Source organism: Bradyrhizobium sp. SOJA106, assembly GCF_059448745.1.
Genome location: NZ_CM182549.1, coordinates 5820761 through 5837730, shown reverse-complemented (window position 1 = coordinate 5837730; position 16970 = coordinate 5820761). Strand labels below are relative to the sequence as shown.

Sequence of the window (16970 nt, the reverse complement as noted above, 5' to 3'; positions counted from 1 at the left end):
AGGAACCCCCTATGAACGCGAAGCCCGGCTTCACCGATTACATCGTCAAGGATATTTCGCTCGCCGATTTCGGCCGCAAGGAGCTCTCGCTGGCCGAGACCGAGATGCCCGGCCTGATGGCCACCCGCGAGGAGTTCGGCCCGAAGCAGCCGCTCAAGGGCGCACGCATCGCGGGCTCCCTGCATATGACGATCCAGACCGGCGTGCTGATCGAGACGCTGGCCGCGCTGGGCGCCGACATCCGCTGGGTCTCCTGCAACATCTATTCGACGCAGGACCATGCCGCAGCGGCGATCGCGGCCGCCGGCATTCCCGTCTTCGCCGTCAAGGGCGAGACGCTGAAGGATTACTGGGACTACACCGCAAAGCTGTTCGACTGGCACGGCGGCGGTCACCCGAACATGATCCTCGATGACGGCGGCGACGCCACCATGTACGTCCATCTCGGCTTGCGCGCCGAGAACGGCGACACCGCCTTCCTCGACAAGCCCGGCTCCGAGGAAGAGGAAGTCTTCTTCGCGCTGCTGAAGAAGCAGCTCAAGGAGAAGCCGAAGGGCTACTTCGCCGGGATCGCCAACAGCATCAAGGGCGTGTCCGAAGAGACCACCACGGGCGTGCATCGTCTCTACGACATGCAGAAGGCCGGCACGCTGCTGTGGCCGGCGATCAACGTCAACGACAGCGTCACCAAGTCCAAGTTCGACAACCTCTATGGCTGCCGTGAATCGCTGGTCGACGGCATTCGCCGCGGCACCGACGTGATGATGTCGGGCAAGGTCGCGATGGTCGCGGGCTTCGGCGACGTCGGCAAGGGCTCGGCGGCTTCGCTGCGCCAGGCCGGCTGCCGCGTGATGGTGTCGGAGGTCGATCCGATCTGCGCGCTGCAGGCGGCGATGGAAGGCTACGAGGTCACGACGATGGAAGACGCCGCGCCCCGCGCCGACATCTTCGTCACCGCCACCGGCAACAAGGATATCATCACCATCGAGCACATGCGCGCGATGAAGGATCGCGCCATCGTCTGCAACATCGGCCACTTCGACAACGAGATCCAGATCGCCGGTCTGCGTAACCTGAAGTGGACCAACATCAAACCGCAGGTCGACGAGATCGAGTTCCCCGACAAGCACCGCATCATCCTGCTGTCGGAAGGGCGGCTCGTGAACCTCGGCAACGCGATGGGCCATCCCTCCTTCGTTATGTCGGCGTCCTTCACCAACCAGACGCTGGCGCAGATCGAGCTGTTCGCCAACAACAAGGACGGCAAGTACGAGAAGAAGGTGTACGTGCTGCCGAAGACCCTCGACGAGAAGGTAGCGCGTCTGCACCTCGCCAAGATCGGCGTCAAGCTCACCGAGCTGCGCAAGGACCAGGCCGACTATATCGGCGTCAAGCAGGAAGGCCCGTACAAGTCGGACCACTACCGGTACTGATCGACCGGTTCGATCGACCATCGACGCGAAGCCCCGGAGCGATCCGGGGCTTCGTTGTTGTGTGCCGAGCATGATCGGCAGCTTGGAGGTGGAAGTCCTCTATCCAGCCTGATGACGACGAAGGATTAGCGAAGCGCAAGGGCGTCATCGCGAGTTGGGGTCTGAAGGAAGCGTGGAGCAAAGCCGCGGCCCGATGGACAAAAACCGGATAAGGAGGCCTACCCGGCCGGAGGAGCAAGCAGCTGATTGCGAAGTCCAGGGTCATCAAGGGGCGGGTGGTAAATCCGGCGGGCGTGCGGCGAAGGCGGTCGAACTTACCTCGGGAGATCTCCGTCGTGTCCGGGACACCGGACTGAGCGGGCCGCAAGGTTCGTGATCGCGGCGGAGAAGTCAGCAGACGGCGCAGTAGGCGGAACGAGTTTCGCCGAAGGCCTGAACGCTGGAAAGACGCTGGAGGTGGAAATCTCGAGCTGGCCAAGCGGCAGAAAATCCAGGTCACTGGCCTTCGGAGCGGCGGGAAAGGGTGAAGCCCGGACAGCGCTGCTCGAAGGGCCGAAGCCAGCACGCGGACGTCTACTATCTGAGCCTCTGGCACGGACCCAAAACAAACCGTCCCTGCTTAATCCGGCGAACCGCCGTATAAGAGACCCGTAAGTACGGTGGTGTGGGAGGGAGGAGTCGCGAGACTCCCCCTATCCCAATTCGGCGCATGGAATTCAACTCGCTTTGCAGTTGCGGCACGGTTGATTGGCGATTGACGGCCCGCAGCGGCAGGCGGACAATCCGCCCCGGCGGAGGAAACCATGCAACAAGAACATTTCGACGTCCTCATCGTCGGTGCAGGGCTATCAGGCATTGGCGCGGGCTATCACCTTCAGACCAAATGCCCGGGCAAGAGCTACGTCATCCTGGAAGGGCGAGATTGCATCGGCGGCACCTGGGACCTGTTCCGCTATCCTGGCATCCGTTCCGACAGCGACATGTTCACGCTCGGATATTCTTTCAAACCGTGGACCGATCCGAAGGCGATCGCCGACGGGCCGCAGATCCTGAATTACGTGCGCGAGACCGCCGCCGAGAACGGCATCGAGGAGCACATCCGCTTCCATCATCGCGTCAAGCGCGCGGCGTGGACGACGCCGGATGCGCGCTGGACCATCGAGGCCGAGCGAATCACGGGCGAGGGCGCGACCGAGCTGGTGCGCTTCACCTGCAACTTCCTGTTCATGTGCTCGGGCTATTACAGATATGAAGCGGGCTATACGCCGGAATTCAAGGGCACGGCGGATTTCGCCGGCCGCATCGTGCATCCGCAAAAATGGACCGAGGACATCGATTACGCGGGCAAGCGCGTCGTCGTGATCGGCTCGGGCGCGACTGCGGTGACGCTGGTGCCGGAGCTCGCCAAGAAGGCGGCGCAGGTCACTATGCTGCAGCGTTCGCCGACTTACGTGGTGTCGCGCCCGGCGCAGGATCCTGTCGCCAACAGACTGCTCCGCAATTTGCCGGCGCGGCTCGCTTATCACCTGATCCGCTGGCGTAACGTGATGTGGGGGATGTTCTTCTTCCAGCTCAGCCGGCGCAAGCCGGCGAAGGTGAAGAACCTGATCCTGACGGGGGTGAGGGCCGCGCTCGGTCCCGACTACGACGTCGCGACCCATTTCACACCCCGTTACAATCCCTGGGACCAGCGGCTGTGCCTAGTGCCCGACGGCGACCTCTTCAAGGCGATCCGCGAACTGCGCGCCGCCGTCGTCACCAGCGAGATCGACACTTTTACGCGTAATGGCATTCGCCTCAAGGACGGCAGCGAACTTGCCGCCGACATCATCGTGACTGCAACCGGCCTCGTGCTCCAAGTTGTCGGCGGTCTCGAGGTCAGCGTCGACGGCCGCGTCGTCGATTTCGCCAAAACGCTCACTTACAAGGGGATGATGTATGCCGACGTACCGAACATGGCCTCGGCCTTCGGCTATACCAATGCGTCCTGGACGCTGAAATGCGATCTCACCTGCGAATATGTCTGCCGTCTCATCAACTACATGGACCGGCACAATTTCCGCAAGTGCATGCCACACAACGACGATCCCGAGATCACCGCGCAGCCCTCGCTCGATTTCACCTCGGGTTATGTGCAGCGCTCGGTCGCAAAAATGCCGAAGCAGGGCTCGAAGCGGCCGTGGCGCCTCTATCAGAACTACGCGCTCGACGTCGTCTCCTTACGCTTCGGCCGGATCGACGACGGCGTGATGCAATATTCCTGATCACGCCTTCGCCTACGTCTATGCCTCGCGCGTGGTGAGCGCGAGGCCAAGGTCGATCGCGAGCGCCAGCACCACGGCCCCGCCTCCAAGAGCGAACTGATAATCGCCGCCGGTCTGTGCGTAGATCCAGGAGAAGCCGAAAGCGGCGGCGGCCTGGGATGGCGCAAAGCTGGTCGTGGCGTGGCTCCATGTCGTGCGCTTCTGCTCGGTCGAGTGCGGCACGAGCTCGTGGCTCAGTGGCCTGCGCTCTGGCCGCCGTCGACATGCAGGATCTCGCCCGTGACGAAGGAGGCACCCTCGAGATAGAGCACGGCATCGACGATGTCGGACATCTCGCCCATGTGGCCGACCGGGTGCAGCGCGCCCAGCTGGGCGTGCGTCGCGACCGGATGCATCGGCGATTTGATGATGCCGGGCGACACCGCGTTCACGCGGATGCCGCGCCTGGCGTATTCGATCGCGAGCGACTTGGTCGCGGCGCTCAACCCGCCCTTGCTCAGCGAGGCCAGCACAGAGGGCACGTTAGAGTTTGCCTGATCGACCAGCGTGGTCGTGATCTGGACGATGTGGCCCGAACCCTGCTTCTCCATCTCGGCGATCGCGAGCTGCGTGATGTTGAAGAAGCCCGCAACGTTGGTGCCCATCACCGCCGCGTAGTCCTCGGTCGTGTACTGCGTGAACGGTTTTGCGACGAAGATGCCGGCATTGTTGACGAGCGTGTCGACGCGGCCGAAGCGGGCGACGGCCTGCTGAACTACGCGTTCGGCGGTAGTGCGGTCGGCGATGTCGCCGGCAACGGCGAGGACATCATCGTCGCCCGACGGCTTGACGGAGCGCGCCGTTGCAACGACGCGGTAATTGCGATCGCGAAAACCCTTCACCAGGGCGGCGCCGATGCCCTGCGATGCACCGGTGATGATGGCGACTTTCTGCTCGATACCCATGACGGGGCTCCTGTTGTTGAAAACCTGCGCCAGCAGCGGCTGGCTTGCCCGTTGAAGTACGCCGCGGCGCCCCGGCTGCGAATACACGTTGTCCGGCAGACACTGTTACGCGGCGCGAACGAATGCCGGATCGGAGTCCGGCGGAGGTTGTCGCGGCGGGAACGAACGCCTAGCCTGTCACCGGAATGTGATGGGCGGCAGGAAGGCATGGATCGTCTGGATGCGATGAAGGTGTTCGTCGTTGCGGTCGACCAGGGCAGCTTGGCTGCCGCAGGTCGCAAGCTCGGCCGCTCGCCGGCGGCCGTGAGCCGCGCCATCGCCTTCCTGGAGGAGCGGGTCGGCGCCGAGCTGCTGCACCGGACCACGCGGTCGATCAAGCTGAGCGAGGAGGGCGAGCGCTATCTCGCGGTCTGCCGGCGTGTGCTCACCGAGCTGGAGGAGGCCGACGACATCGCTGCCGGACCGCGCACGGCGCCGCGTGGGCTGCTCACGATCACGGCGCCCGTCGTGTCGGGCGAGATGGTACTGCGGCCGATCCTCGATGCGTTTCTCGACGCGTTTCCGACCGTGTCGGCGAAGCTCCTGCTGTTCGACCGCGGGGTCAACCTGATCGAGGAGGGCATTGATATCGCGCTTCGCATCGGGCCTCTCGCGGATTCATCGATGGTGGCGATGCGGGTCGGCGGCATCAACCGCGTCGTGGTGGCAGCTCCCCGTTATCTGAAGCAGCATCCGCGCATCACCGAGCCCGGCGATCTCGCAAAGCATCAGATCGTGGCGATGGCTCACCTGCCAAATTCCTGGACCTTTGCGCCGCAGGCCGGATCTTCGGCCGCCCGTACGGTCCAGTTCACGCCGCGGCTGGTCGTCAACAGCACCTATGCGGCGGTGGCCTCCGCGGTCGCAGGGCGCGGCGTGGCGCGGATGTATTCGTACCAGGTGGCCGAGCAGATCGCCCGTGGCGAGCTCGAGATCGTGCTGGCCGGGGACGAAGATCCGGAGATGCCGGCGCATCTGATCTGCCCGCAGGGCCGCCTTTCGGTGCCGAAGGTGCGGGCGTTCACCGACTTTGCCGTGCCGCGGTTGAAGAAGCAGTTTGCGCTGCTGACGCAGAGTATCAAGGCGCGCTGAGCCGCTTCGTGCCGCCCGCAATGCGTTGTTTTGCGTATACGGCGGGCTGGCTGAATCAGCGATGGTTCCCAAACGGTTAACGCCGATTTAACGGATGAGTCCTAGGCTGCCTCGGCCGGGGTTACTCGCAAGGCCGAGGTGAGCCTAATGGAAGCCCAGAAGATCGCGGTCGACGCCGTCGTCGCGCTGACCGATTGCGACCGCGACGCCGTCATCGCCTTTATCCGCCGGCTTTATCTCGCCGGTGTCACCGATCCCAAGCGCCTGACGTTCAAGGGCCTTCAGGCGCTGTCGCGGGCTTGATTCGGGCGGTTTCCGCGCTTTCAGCCCTAAGTTCCGCGCGAGCGCTCTCCCCAGCGTGATTGCAACCCACCGGCGAATATCTTGCCGCTTGGGCCGCGTCGGGCTACACGACAACCCGGCTGGGTCACTTGGGATTTGGGGAAATGCTGAGACAGCTTTTTGCGCCGCAACTTGTCGTTTTGTATGTGCTTGCGGCATCGACGATCTACGTTCATTTCCGCGGCAAGCAGCGGCTGCGCTTCGCGCGCCAGCTCGGCGATCACTCGACGTATCTCGCGCCCTACAATGTGCTGATGTATGCGGGCTCCGCCGTGCCGAACAAGCCGGTGATCTCGGTCGATCAGTTTCCGGAGCTGAAGCCGCTCAGCGAGAACTGGGAGACTATCCGCGACGAGGCCGTGCGCCTGTTCGACGAAGGTTTCATCCGCGCGGCGGCGAAGAACAACGACTGGGGCTTCTACTCCTTCTTCAAGAGCGGCTGGAAGCGGTTTTACCTGAAATGGTATGACGACTTCCTGCCGTCGGCGAACACGCTGTGCCCGAAGACGGTGCAGCTGCTCAAATCGATCCCGAGCGTGCACGGTGCGATGTTCGCGATGCTGCCGCCTGGCGGCAAGTTAGGGGCGCACCGCGATCCGTTTGCCGGCTCGCTGCGCTATCATCTCGGTCTCGTCACGCCGAACTCGAACAAGTGCCGTATCCTGGTCGACGGCGTCGAATGTGTCTGGCGCGACGGCGAGGCCTTCATGTTCGACGAGACCTTCATCCACAGCGCGGAGAACGCGACCGACGTCAACCGCATCATCCTGTTCTGCGATGTCGAGCGCCCGATGAAATACGGCTTCATGACCGCGATCAACCGCTGGGTCAGCCATCACATCGTCAAGGCATCGGCGACCCAGAATGTCGATGGCGAGAATGTCGGCGTCCTCAACAAGGTGTTCGGCAAGCTCTACGAGATCCATCTCGGCAGCCGCAAGGTCAAGGAGTGGAACCGCAACGTCTATTACACGCTGAAGTACTCGGTGACGGCGCTGATCCTCGGCCTGATCGTGCTGTCCGCATTGCGGTGATCGGCGCTTGGCAATGAGTCCCTTGCCGACCGCGAACGCGGCCGCGCAGTTCTTCCGCGGATGGCTGGAGACCTTCGCGGGCTATGTCCGCGAGGTCGACTATGCTTCTGCGCGGCCGCTCTTCCACCCCGAAGTGCTGGCCTTCGGCACGCATAACGATGTGATCCCAGGTCTCGACCAATGGGTCACGACGCAATGGAACAACGTCTGGCCGAAGACGACCGACTTCCGCTTCGTGCTGGATCAGGCCTCTGTTCTGGCATCTCCCGACGGCGCGATGGCGACGGTGATCGCGCCTTGGACAAGCACGGGTTACCATCCCGATGGGAGCGCGTTTGACCGTCCTGGGCGGGCGACCATGGTGTTCTCAAGGAATGGCAAGGGCTGGCTGTGCGTGCATTCGCACATGTCGCTCAATCGTGGTGTGCCGCAGGCAAGCCACGCCAACCGGCCGGTGAAGGCCTGGTAGTAGAGCAGTCACCGCCGGCTCTATCGGCCGACTAAAGTTTTAGCCTCTCGTTGCAGTTCGGCTGGAACCCCTGGAACCCCAATGTCGTTTGTCTTGGAACGAACAACCGATGAAAACGCGCAAGCGGGGGCCTGCCCGAGGGAGCATTCCCATGGCAACACTAGGCCTCGACGTCAACCGACTCACTGCATCCGAGCATCAGCGTCAGCTTCGTCGCGCCGTGATCGCCTCCACCATCGGGACTGCGATCGAATGGTATGATTTCTTTCTCTACAGCACCGTTACGGGTTTGGTTTTCGCAAAGCTGTTCTTTCCGCATTCCGATCCCTGGGTCGGCACGTTGGAAGCCTTTGCAATCTACGCGGTCGGCTTCGTCGCGCGCCCGATTGGCGCGGCAATCTTTGGACACTATGGCGACCGCATCGGACGCAAATCCACACTGATCGCGACGCTGCTCTTGATGGGACTGGCAACCGCCGCAGTGGCCGTAGTGCCGACCTATGCGAGCATCGGCATCTGGGGCGCCGCGATCTTGACCGTGCTGCGATTCATTCAGGGCGTCGGCGTCGGTGGCGAGTGGGGCGGCTCGGTGCTGATGTCGATGGAATGGGCCCGCAACGACCACTCCCGAGGATTGATCGCATCGTGGCCGCAGTTCGGCGTACCTTGCGGCTTGTTCCTCGCCAATCTCGCCGTGCTGGCCTTCAGCCAGATGGCGGGCGATCAGTTCCTCGCGTGGGGCTGGCGTATTCCGTTCGCGCTCAGCATCGTCCTGGTCGGCGTCGGCCTCTACATCCGGCTCGGCATTCTCGAAACGCCGGTATTCTCAAAGCTCGTGGCTGAACGTCAGGTCGACCGCACGCCGATGCTGACTGTGATCCGGGAATATCCGAAGGAGATTCTGCTGTCCGCCTTCGCGCGCATGTCGGAGCAGGCCCCGTTCTACATCTTCACTGCCTTCGTGTTCTCCTATGGCATCGGCACGCTGCACGTTTCGCGCGACTTCCTACTGACGGCGGTGCTCTCGGCCTCGGTACTGTCGTTTGTCTCGATCCCATTGTGCGGGCACATCTCCGATCGGATCGGCCGCAAGAACATGTACATGCTCGGAGCTGCCGCGACGGGCATCTTCGGCTTCATCTATTTCGCGATGCTCAATACCGGATCACTGGCCATCATCTTCCTGGCGATCATTCTGTCGCTGATTCCGCACGACATGCAGTATGGGCCGCAAGCGGCCTTGATCGCCGAGAGCTTTACCGGACGCCTGCGCTACAGCGGCTCCTCGCTCGGATACCAGCTCGCATCCGTGATCGCCGGCGGTCCCGCGCCGCTGATCGCCACCTGGCTGTACGGCACGTTCCACTCGGCGACGGCGATTGCGGCCTATATCGCGGCGTGCGCCGTCATCACGCTTGTCGCGACCGCGCTGATGACCGACTACACCGGCAAGGATATCAATGGCGCAGATGCGCATGCTTCGCGGGCCTAAGATCGGGAGGTCGTTCGCAAAAAGCCCCGGACGTCCTGTCCGGGGCTTTGAAGCTCCGGATGTCGTGCAGCTTATTCCGCCTGGCCGATGTTCACCTTCAGCGTGCCGACGCCGTCGACGCCGCATTCGAGCTTATCGCCGGGCTGGAGCTGCGACACACCGGCCGGCGTGCCCGTCATGATGATGTCGCCGGCGGCGAGCTTCACCTGTTGCGAGAGCTGCCAGATGATCTCCGGCACGTTCCAGATCAATTCGGTGAGGTCGCCCTTCTGGGCTTCCTTGCCATTGACGGTGAGCCAGATCTTGCCCTTGGCTGGATGACCGATCTTCGCAGCCGGCTGCACCGCCGAGCAGGGCGCCGAATAGTCGAACGACTTGCCGATCTCCCACGGGCGCTCCTTCTTGCGCGAGGCGATCTGGAGGTCGCGGCGGGTGAGGTCGATGCCGACGGCATAGCCGTAGACGTGATCGAGCGCCTTGTCGGCCGGGATGTTGAGACCGCCGCTCTTCATCGCGACGATCAGCTCGACCTCGTGATGCAGATCCTTGGTCAGCGGCGGATAGGGAATGGTGACGCCATCGGGCACCAGCATGTCGGCGTGCTTGGCGAAGAAGAACGGCGGGGCGCGCTCGTCATTGCCCATCTCGCGGATGTGCTCGAGATAGTTGCGGCCGACGCACCAGATGCGGCGCACCGGATAACGGCCGGCTTCGCCGACAACGGGAAGCGAAGCCTGGGGCGGAAGCGGGATGACGTAGGAGGCGGCGTTCATGGAGCGGTCTCGCTGCTCTTGAGGTTGATGAGGAACTCTATGCAGTTGCGCTGATCGGCGCCAGAGCGCCGGCGTCGTGATGTTGCAGCCGGAAGAACGAGGCATAGCGCCCGCCGCGGCGGAGCAGCTCGTCGTGGCGGCCCTGCTCGACGATCTCGCCGCCCTCGACCACCAGGATGCGGTCGGCATGCATGATGGTGTGCAGGCGGTGCGCGATCACGATGGTGGTGCGGTTCTGGCAGAGGTGCTCGATCGCCTCCTGCACCTGTCGCTCGGATTCGGAATCGAGCGCGGCGGTGGCTTCGTCCAGGAGGATGATCGGCGCGTTCTTGAGTAGCGCGCGCGCCACCGCGATGCGCTGGCGCTGGCCGCCGGAGAGCTGCGTGCCGTGCTCGCCGACCGGCGTGTCGTAGCCGAGCGGGAAGCTCATGATGAAATCATGCGCGCAGGCGGCCTTCGCGGCTTCGATGATCTCGTCTTGGCGCGCGCCCGGCTTGCCGAAGGCGATGTTGCTCCGGATGGTGTCGCGGAACAGATAGACGTCCTGGCCCACATAGGCGGTCTGCGCGCGTAGCGACTTGCGCGAGACCGCGCCGATCGACTGGCCGTCGATCACGATGTCGCCCTGCGTCACCTCGTAGAAGCGCAGCAGCAATGCAAGCACGGTCGACTTGCCGCCGCCGGAGGGGCCGACCAGTGCGGTGACCTTGCCGGGCTCGGCCGTGAAGCTCATGCGGTTGAGGACGGTCTCGCCGTTGCGATAGCAGAAGCTGACGTCGCGCAGCTCGATGCGGGCATCGGTGAGCTTGAGCGCCGGCTTGTCGTCGTCGGAATGCTCGCTGGCCGGGCTGTCGACGACCTCGAGCAGCATGCGGGCGCCGACCAGCTGGCTGTTGAGGTCGATGTTGAGCCGCGCAAGCCGCTTGGCCGGCTCGGTCGCCATCAGGAACGCCGTCATGAAGGAGAAGAATGCGCCGGGCGTGGCGTTGAGCGCGACCACGGCATAGCCGCCGTACATCAGGCAGCCGGCGACGGCGAAGCCGCCCAACATCTCCATCAGCGGATTGGAGCGGTTGGCCACGCGGGCCATCTTGTTGGCGTTGCGCTCGACGATCGCGATGTTCTCGTCGATGCGGCTCTGCATGGTCTCTTCGAGCGTGAACGCCTTGACGGTGCGGATGCCTTGCAGCGATTCCTGCATCGTCTCCATGATATCGGCGGTGCCGGTGAACTGGTTGTAGGCGAGGCCCTTGATGCGCTTGACTAGCTTGCGCAGCACCAGCATCGCCGGCGGCACCGCGACGAGGCCGATGAACGACATCAGCGGATCCTGCCACACCATCACGCCGATCATGGCAAGCAGCATCAAGAGGTCGCGCCCGATGGCGTTGACGAGCATGTTGAGCACGTCGGTGATCGACTTGGCGCCGGCCGTCAGCCGCGCCAGGAATTCGGACGAATGCCGCTCGGAGAAGAAGCCGACGCTCTCGCGCATCAACTTGGCGAACAGCTGGCGCTGGTTGGCGGCAAGAATCGCGTTGCTGATCTTGGTCAGGATCACCATGTGGCCGTAGGTCGCCACGCCCTTGATGAAGAGCAGGATCACCGTGATGCCGGAGAACATCGCGATGCCCGGGACGTTCTTGTCGACATAAGCCTGGTTGATGACCTGGCCGAGCACATAGGTCGCAGCAGCGGTCGCGCCGGCGGCGAGCGCCATCAGCGAAAAGGCAACCAGGTAACGCCGCCAGTAGACGACCCCCTGTTCCATGACCAGGCGGCGGATCAGGACCGCTGCCGCATAGGGATCGTCGGTGATTTTCTTTGGAAACTGGGCCATCCGGTGTCCATTGACGGCGCAGGGAAAGCCTGCCCGCGCGTCAGGGATCGAAGGGCCTCTGTGCCCGCTAAAGCTCCGCTTTTCAAGCCCAATTAAGGACTTGCGTGCGGATGGATTTTAGGCCGAGGCGGCGTGGCGGACTTCGCCATGGCGCTCGCGGAACAGCTTGTCCTCCCAGGCCAGGGCATGGGCGGCGATGGTTTCGAGGTCGTCGTATTGCGGCTTCCAGTCGAGCAGGCCGCGGATGCGGCTGGTATCGGCGACCATGGTCATGATGTCGCCGGGCCGGCGCGGAGCGTATTGCACGGCGAAGCTGCGGCCTGAGACACGGCGCACGGCCTCGATAGTCTCCAGCACCGAATAGCCGCGGCCATAGCCGCAATTCAGCGTGGTCGAGGCGCCGCCGTTGCGCAGATAGGCCAGCGCCGAGCGATGCGCCTGCGAGAGGTCCGTGACGTGGATGAAGTCGCGGATGCAGCTTCCGTCCGGGGTCGGATAGTCTGTGCCGAACACGTCGATCTTGGCGCGCTGGCCGGTCGCGGCTTCCACCGCGATCTTGAGCAGATGCGTGGCGCCGACGGTGGCAAGCCCGATGCGCGCCTGCGGATCGGCGCCGGCGACGTTGAAGTAGCGCAGGGTCACGTACTGCATGCCATAGGCGGAGGCGACGTCGTGCAGCATGATCTCGGTCATCAGCTTCGAGGAGCCGTAAGGCGACAGCGGCCGCGTCGGCGCGTGCTCGGGCACCGGCACCTGATCCGGATTGCCGTAGACGGCGGCGGTCGAGGAGAAGATGAAGCGGCCGATGCCGCGCTTGACCGCGACGTTGAGCAGATTGCGCGCGGTCGTGAAATTGTTGCGGTAGTAGCCGAGCGGATCGCGCATCGAATCCGGCACCACGACTGAGCCGGCGAAATGGATGATGCTCTCGATGTCGTGCTGGGCGATCACGCCTTCGAGCAGGTTCTCGTCGCCGGCATCGCCGATGAACAGCGGCACGCCTTCGGGCAGGTAAGCGGAGAAACCGGTCGACAGATCGTCGATCACGACGACGTCCTCGCCGGCTTCCGCCAGCGCCAGGACCGTGTGACTTCCGATATAGCCGGCACCGCCGGTGACTAGCACAGTCATGATCTCACCCGTCTTCGATCAACGCGGGATGCTAGCGTTTGCGTGGTGAAGAGGGGGTATCGGCGCAGCCGAACTGGTCACTATGCTTAATGTTGCGTATAGGGGCTGTGCGAAACGGAGTGTGACGTGACGAATTCCCCGGGCGACCTCGAACTGATCGTGCCAAATCTGCACAGGCGCTATTCCGGGGTCACCGCGACCAATCGGATGGTGGCGCCGCGGCTGGCGAAGCTGTTTCGCGCGGCCTGGTTCGGCACCGACGCGCCGGAGGGGATCGCGCGTATGAGCGGTGCCGATCTGCTGAAATTGTGGCGGCGCGGGAGGCCAATGATCTGGCACGCGCGTCGCAACAACGAGATGATCGCCGGCGTCGTGCTGCGCGCGCTCGGCTGGCCGTTCAAGCTCGTCTTCACCTCGGCGGCGCAGCGGCATCACACCTGGATCACGCGCTGGCTGATCCGCCGCATGGACGCGATCATCGCGACAAGCGAGATCTCGGCCTCGTTCCTGAAGGTGGACTCCACCGTGATCCCGCACGGCGTCGACACCGACGTCTATGCGCCACCGATCGATCGCGCTGCCGCGTTCGCGGAAGCCGCGCTCCCGGGCCGCTATGCCATCGGTTGCTTCGGCCGCGTCCGCGCGCAGAAGGGCACCGACCTGTTCGTCGATGCGATGTGTCGGCTGTTGCCGCGCTATCCGGATTTCACCGCCGTCATCGTCGGCCAGATCACGTCGGAGCAAACGTCGTTCGCAAACGACCTGAAGAAGCGCATCGAGTCCGCCGGCCTGCAATCGCGCATCGTCATCACCGGCGAATTGCCGATCGAGGACGTGCAGCGCTGGTATCAGCGGCTCACCGTCTACGCCTTCACCTCGCGCAACGAAGGTTTTGGGCTCACGCTGATCGAGGCGATGGCGGCCGGCAGCGCGCTGGTCGCCGCGCGCGCTGGAGCTGCCGAGCTGGTGGTCGAGGATGGCGTGACCGGCGTGCTGATCCCGACCGGTGACGCTGATGCGCTCGCCGCGGCGCTGGAGCCGTTGATGCGCGATGTGGCGGCGGCGACAGCGATGGGCGCGCGCGGGCGGGCACGGGTGCTCGATCAATTCAGCCTCGATGCGGAAGCAAAGCGGATCGGCGAGGTCTATCGGCGGCTGCTGTGAGGCCATCCTTCGCCGGCCGTGACACGAAGTTCGAAAACAACCCCATGCACAGTAGCCGGTGCCTGCAGAATCAATGCCTTGCTGACTGTGATGCGGATTTTACGAAATCTGGTTGACGCGTCGGGCAAAACACCTGTAAGAAGGCAGCATCACAGGAATGCGTAGCGTTTGAACTGCTGCTGCTGCTGCTACTACTGCGCGCCGACCGTTTACCGCCGCTTGATCTGCGCAAGGACCTCGGTCACGAACGCGTCGAGGTCGCCGCCCGGAAAGAGAAAGCCGGGCAGTCCGAGCGCCTTGCCGGCCTCGATGTCGCGAGCCTGATCTCCGATCACGAAGCTGCCCTCGAGCTGCACCGGCCAGTGCTGGATGAGATCGCGCAACATGCCGGGCGCCGGCTTGCGCCAATCGTGCTCCTGGATGTAGCCGGCGACCGTTCCTTGCGGGTGATGCGGACAGAATCGGATGTCATCGATCCGCGCGCCTGCGCCGGCGAGCTCGTCGCGCATCCAGTTGTGTAGCGCGTGCACGTCGTCTTCAGTGAACAGGCCACGCGCGACGCCGGACTGATTGGTGAAGACAAAGACCAGGTAGCCGGCCTCATTGAGACGGCGAATGGCGTTGGCGACGTTCGGCATCCAGCGGATGCGGTCTCGCGTGCCGATATAGCTGTCGTCATGGTTGATGACGCCGTCGCGGTCGAGGAATGCGGCGGGCTTCGCCGCGCGGCCCTCAGGCATTTGCAAGTCCTTGCGTCCTGGCAAGCACGTCTCGTGCGATCTCGACCACCTCCGACGCCGCGATGTCCCGCATGCAGCGGTGGTCGTTCATCTTGCAAATCGTGCGCTGGCAGGGCTGGCAGGACAGCACGCTCTTGTCCTGCACCACGGTTGCGGCAAGGCCATTGAGGGGGGCCCAGAGATAGGGGCTGGTCGGGCCGAAGATGCCCATGGTGGGCGTGCCCAGGGCGGCGGCAATATGCATCAGGCCGGAATCGTTGCTGATGGCGACGCCGGCGGCCGCCATGGCGAGGACGCCGTTGCGCAGATCGTTGCCAGTGAGGTCGCGGACATCAGGCCCGCCCGCCGCGACGATCTCCTGGGCGAGGCCCTTTTCGGCGGGGCCGCCGACCACCCAGACCTCGAGTCCGCGCTCAACCAGCAGCCGCGCGGCTTCCGGATAGTAGGTCCAGCGCTTGGACACGCCAACCGAGCCGGGGGCCAGCGCCACGGCGGCACCGGCGCTCAGCCCATTGGCCTCGCGCCAGCGGGCGATCTCCTCGGCCGGAACCCGCAATTGCGGCACCGGCCATTCCGGGGGCAGGGGCGCGCCGTCGGGCTGGGCCAGGGCGGCATTCTCGTCGATGAAGCGGGGCAGCTTTCTCTCACCCCAGCGCCAGTGGTTGATCAATCCGAACCGGAACTCGCCGACCCAGCCCACCCGTTCGGGGATGCCGGCCAGGGTCGGCGCAATGGCTGCCTTCCAGGTTCGGGGCAGCACCAGGGCCGTGCCGTAGTTTTCCGCCCGCAGCAGCTTTGCCAGGCCGAACTGGCGGCGCAGTGCGAGCCGGCTGCGGGGCAGGTCCCAGACGATGCCCCGGCGCACCCCGGGCATGTAATCCACCAGCGGGGCGCACAGGGTCGTGGTCAGAAGATCGACCGGCCGGTTCGGCCAGCGCTCCCTAAGAACCCGGACCACGGTGTGATTCCGAACGAAATCGCCGATCCACATATAGGGAATGATCAGGATCGGGCGTGTGTCGTCCCGATCTGCATCTCCGCTAAGTTGCGAATCAATGTTCATTCGTTGATGGGGCCGGGATGAGCTTGGTACGGTGGTTCGGTTAGCCGCTCCGGGCCGGCAGGTAAAGCCGGGACAGTGCTGGTCCAAAACCGCTTACACTTTGGCGGATCATGCGCTAGGGCAGGACCGGGCCGTAAAAAATCGGGCAGGTAGGTGGAATGTTGCTGGTGACCGGCGGGGCCGGTTTTATCGGATCGAATGTCGTGGCCGCGCTCAATGACGCCGGGCGCAGCGACGTCGCGGTCTGCGATCTGCTCGGCAATGAGGGCAAGTGGCGGAACCTGGCCAAGCGCCAGCTTGTGGATATCGTCCCGCCGGCCGAGCTGCTCGGCTGGCTGAAGGGCCGCAAGCTCGACGCCATGATTCATCTCGGGGCCATTTCCGCCACCACCGCGAGCGACGGTGATCTCGTCTTCGAGACCAACTTCCGCATGTCGATGCGTCTTCTGGACTGGTGCACGGCCGGCGGCGTGCCGTTCATCTACGCGTCCTCGGCGGCGACTTATGGCGATGGCGAGGCCGGCTTTGACGACGACGACTCGTTGCCGGCACTGAAAAAGCTACGGCCGATGAACCTCTACGGCTGGAGCAAGCACATGTTCGATCTCGCGGTCGCCGGGCGCGTAGCGAACGGCGATCCGCTCCCGCCGCAATGGGCAGGGCTGAAATTCTTCAACGTGTTCGGCCCGAACGAGTACCACAAGGGCTCGATGATGAGCGTGCTGGCGCGCCGCTTCGACGAGGTCAAGGCCGGCCGCGTCGTGCAGCTGTTCAAGTCGCACCGCGAGGGCATCGCCGACGGCGATCAGCGTCGCGATTTCATCTATGTCGACGACGTCGTGCGCGTCGTGATGTGGCTGCTCGCGACGCCATCGGTGTCCGGCCTCTTCAACGTCGGAACCGGCAAGGCGCGCAGCTTCAAGGACCTGATGCTGGCCGCCTATGCCGCGCTCGGCACCGAGCCCAATATCGAATATGTCGACATGCCCGAGAGCATCCGCAACGCTTACCAGTACTTCACCCAGAGCAAGGTCGATCGCCTGCACCGCGCCGGCTATAACGGCGGCTTCACGCCGCTCGAGGATGCGGTGAAAGCCTATGTCGTGAATTATCTCGACCGGCCCGACCGCTTCCGCTGAGATCTCAGGAC

16 protein-coding genes are annotated in these 16970 nt (G+C 64.0%); 9 read left to right on the top strand and 7 right to left on the bottom strand.

From position 1 onward, the window contains the following. The first annotated feature begins 11 nt into the window (after positions 1 to 11). Together ahcY and AC5V87_RS27500 are read left to right on the top strand one after the other, a co-directional pair. On the top strand, positions 12 to 1433 hold the full coding sequence (ahcY, locus tag AC5V87_RS27505) for an adenosylhomocysteinase (protein ID WP_456837259.1): 1422 nt from the start codon (positions 12 to 14) through the stop codon (positions 1431 to 1433). A gap of 803 nt (positions 1434 to 2236) precedes the next feature. Continuing rightward, positions 2237 to 3697, top strand: coding sequence for a flavin-containing monooxygenase (locus tag AC5V87_RS27500; RefSeq protein WP_495368292.1), 1461 nt, complete (start codon positions 2237 to 2239; stop codon positions 3695 to 3697). 18 nt (positions 3698 to 3715) lie between these two features. On the opposite strand, the gene AC5V87_RS27495 is transcribed toward AC5V87_RS27500, so the two are convergent. Together AC5V87_RS27495 and AC5V87_RS27490 are read right to left on the bottom strand one after the other, a co-directional pair. Then, positions 3716 to 3919 carry a YbfB/YjiJ family MFS transporter gene (locus AC5V87_RS27495; RefSeq protein WP_495368291.1) on the bottom strand — a complete coding sequence of 68 codons (204 nt, stop codon included), beginning with the start codon at positions 3917 to 3919 and terminating at the stop codon, positions 3716 to 3718. Positions 3920 to 3930: 11 nt separating this feature from the next. Further along, entirely contained in the window at positions 3931 to 4641 is a 711-nt protein-coding gene (locus tag AC5V87_RS27490) for an SDR family NAD(P)-dependent oxidoreductase (RefSeq protein WP_495368290.1), read from the bottom strand. A gap of 207 nt (positions 4642 to 4848) precedes the next feature. Here AC5V87_RS27490 and AC5V87_RS27485 point away from each other — a divergent pair, with 207 nt between their 5' ends. The 5 genes from AC5V87_RS27485 (at position 4849) to AC5V87_RS27465 (ending at position 9109) form a co-directional block, all read left to right on the top strand. Then, the gene (locus AC5V87_RS27485; protein WP_495368289.1) at positions 4849 to 5772 is read left to right on the top strand and encodes a LysR family transcriptional regulator; all 924 of its coding nucleotides are present in this window, start codon (positions 4849 to 4851) and stop codon (positions 5770 to 5772) included. 147 nt (positions 5773 to 5919) lie between these two features. Continuing rightward, a complete protein-coding gene (locus tag AC5V87_RS27480; protein WP_014493894.1) occupies positions 5920 to 6075 on the top strand; it encodes a hypothetical protein in 156 nt (51 codons plus the stop codon). 143 nt (positions 6076 to 6218) lie between these two features. After that, positions 6219 to 7148, top strand: coding sequence for an aspartyl/asparaginyl beta-hydroxylase domain-containing protein (locus tag AC5V87_RS27475; RefSeq protein WP_495368288.1), 930 nt, complete (start codon positions 6219 to 6221; stop codon positions 7146 to 7148). 13 nt (positions 7149 to 7161) lie between these two features. After that, positions 7162 to 7617, top strand: a complete 456-nt coding sequence (locus AC5V87_RS27470; RefSeq protein WP_495368287.1) for a YybH family protein — start codon at positions 7162 to 7164, stop codon at positions 7615 to 7617. A 151-nt stretch (positions 7618 to 7768) separates the two neighbouring features. After that, complete coding sequence (locus tag AC5V87_RS27465; protein WP_495368286.1) at positions 7769 to 9109, top strand: MFS transporter; 1341 nt, start codon at positions 7769 to 7771, stop codon at positions 9107 to 9109. 71 nt (positions 9110 to 9180) lie between these two features. Here AC5V87_RS27465 and AC5V87_RS27460 read toward each other — a convergent pair whose 3' ends face one another. The 3 genes from AC5V87_RS27460 to galE all read right to left on the bottom strand — a co-directional run bounded on the left by AC5V87_RS27460 (position 9181) and on the right by galE (position 12853). Further along, positions 9181 to 9882 carry a fumarylacetoacetate hydrolase family protein gene (locus AC5V87_RS27460; protein WP_495368285.1) on the bottom strand — a complete coding sequence of 234 codons (702 nt, stop codon included), beginning with the start codon at positions 9880 to 9882 and terminating at the stop codon, positions 9181 to 9183. A gap of 37 nt (positions 9883 to 9919) precedes the next feature. Then, complete coding sequence (locus AC5V87_RS27455; RefSeq protein WP_495368284.1) at positions 9920 to 11722, bottom strand: ABC transporter ATP-binding protein; 1803 nt, start codon at positions 11720 to 11722, stop codon at positions 9920 to 9922. Positions 11723 to 11839: 117 nt separating this feature from the next. Then, positions 11840 to 12853 (bottom strand): UDP-glucose 4-epimerase GalE, encoded by a 1014-nt coding sequence (gene galE / locus AC5V87_RS27450; RefSeq protein WP_495368283.1) that lies wholly within the window; start codon positions 12851 to 12853, stop codon positions 11840 to 11842. Between the two features lie 126 nt (positions 12854 to 12979). On the opposite strand from galE, the gene AC5V87_RS27445 reads away from it, so the two are divergent. Beyond that, on the top strand, positions 12980 to 14017 hold the full coding sequence (locus AC5V87_RS27445; protein WP_495368282.1) for a glycosyltransferase family 4 protein: 1038 nt from the start codon (positions 12980 to 12982) through the stop codon (positions 14015 to 14017). 209 nt (positions 14018 to 14226) lie between these two features. On the opposite strand, the gene AC5V87_RS27440 is transcribed toward AC5V87_RS27445, so the two are convergent. After that, positions 14227 to 14757, bottom strand: a complete 531-nt coding sequence (locus AC5V87_RS27440; protein ID WP_495368281.1) for a D-glycero-alpha-D-manno-heptose-1,7-bisphosphate 7-phosphatase — start codon at positions 14755 to 14757, stop codon at positions 14227 to 14229. Further along, on the bottom strand, positions 14750 to 15820 hold the full coding sequence (gene waaF, locus AC5V87_RS27435; protein ID WP_495368280.1) for a lipopolysaccharide heptosyltransferase II: 1071 nt from the start codon (positions 15818 to 15820) through the stop codon (positions 14750 to 14752). Before waaF ends, AC5V87_RS27440 begins: the two co-directional genes overlap by 8 nt. A 158-nt stretch (positions 15821 to 15978) precedes the next feature. Here waaF and rfaD point away from each other — a divergent pair, with 158 nt between their 5' ends. Then, entirely contained in the window at positions 15979 to 16959 is a 981-nt protein-coding gene (gene rfaD / locus AC5V87_RS27430; RefSeq protein WP_495368279.1) for an ADP-glyceromanno-heptose 6-epimerase, read from the top strand. Positions 16960 to 16970 lie beyond the last annotated feature (11 nt).